Annotated in this window: 2 protein-coding genes; both read left to right on the forward strand. The window is 33.7% G+C overall.

Annotated elements, in window-relative coordinates; genetic code table 11:
- The first annotated feature begins 188 nt into the window (after positions 1-188).
- Positions 189-1,133, forward strand: a complete 945-nt coding sequence (locus tag F6K22_RS40730; protein WP_293110839.1) for an aldo/keto reductase — start codon at positions 189-191, stop codon at positions 1,131-1,133.
- A 134-nt stretch (positions 1,134-1,267) separates the two neighbouring features.
- On the forward strand, positions 1,268-1,484 hold a 217-nt coding region (locus F6K22_RS40735; RefSeq protein ID WP_293110841.1), incomplete at its 3' end, for a hypothetical protein.

Consider the following 1,484-nt stretch of genomic DNA (forward strand, 5'->3'; position numbering starts at 1 on the left):
TGAAATCACAAAGGTTAGCTAACAATAAAATTACCTCAATAAATAGTATTTTTAAATATGAAATCCAAGTATAGCAAAATTTTTTAGAATTGGTATTATATCAAATGAAAAAAATAATACTACGGTACTAACTACTAACTACTCGCTTTGAATTTTAAATACCAACTATCAACTATTAACTACTAACTATGACAACAACAACTTTAGGCAAAAACGGACCCAATGTTACACCCATAATTATTGGCACTTGGTCATGGGGTGACACAAAATATTGGGATTATGGAAATAACTACGGTGAAACTGAATTAGAAAGCGCTTTTAAAGCAGCTTTAGAAGCAGGAATAAATTGCTTCGATACCGCCGAAATTTACGGCCAAGGTTTATCAGAAAAATTCCTCGGAAAATTCATTCACCAAACCCAACAACCCGTACAAATTCTAACTAAATATGGTCCGAAACTATGGCGGGTTTCTCCACAATCAATTAATAATGCTTTAACTGCCAGCTTACAACGATTAATGTTGCCAAAAATTACCTTATATCAAGTACATTGGCCATTGACTTATTTGATGAGCCAAAAAACCTTATTAAATACCTTAGCTTCAGAAGTAAAACAAGGAAGAATAGAGGCAGTTGGTGTTAGTAAATATTCTGCTGAACAAATGGAAAAAGCTTATGAAATCTTAGCAGCACGAGGCATAAAATTAGCAACCAATCAAGTTAGATATTCTCTACTTTATCGTCGAACAGAAAGCCAAGGAATTTTAGACAAAGCCAGAGAATTAGGAATTACAATTTTAGCTTATAGTCCTTTAGCAAAAGGATTGCTGACTGGCAAATATACTAAAGAAAATTTACCGACAGGCGCTCGAAAATCTAACCCTCGTTTCCAGAATAAAGGATTAGAAAAAATAGAACCTGTCATATCTTTATTGACAAAAATCGGAGAAAAATATGGTAAAACTCCCGCACAAGTAGCACTTAATTGGTTAGTCTGTCAAGATAATGTTATACCTATTGCTGGTTGTAAAAATGCCGAACAGGTACGACAAAATGTAGGAGCGATCGGATGGGAAATGGGTGAAAATGAATTTAATCAATTAGAACAAATAACCCGCCCTTGGCTACAATAATGAAGATTGTAAGCATAAATTAGTAGGAAAAGAAACTGGTTTAATTTCTAAAATGTGAAAGATTAAATAATACTTTACGTCAAATTATTAAACCAAGAAACTGTAAGGCTTATGATTAGACAAGGAGATATCAAATGGATTCTATAGATAGCCCTAAACTCTATTCTCAAGCAGAAGAAGATAAGCAAAATATTAATGATACCAAAGAATTTCCCGCTCAGAAAAAGAGAGGGAGATGGCAAGGATTAATTGTTGGTATTGCCATTGGTATAGTTGCTAGTGTGATAAGTATGCAGCTACTTTCGAAACCAAAGCAAAATACGGAAGCTAATACCACTTCTACACAAACCA

The organism is Okeania sp. SIO2F4 (assembly GCF_010672385.1).
Taxonomy (GTDB): Bacteria; Cyanobacteriota; Cyanobacteriia; order Cyanobacteriales; family Microcoleaceae; genus Trichodesmium.

Excerpts from the sequence above, each read along its gene's own strand:
- F6K22_RS40730 (WP_293110839.1), top strand. The coding sequence starts at position 189 with ATGACAACAACAACTTTAGGCAAAAACGGACCCAATGTTACACCCATA.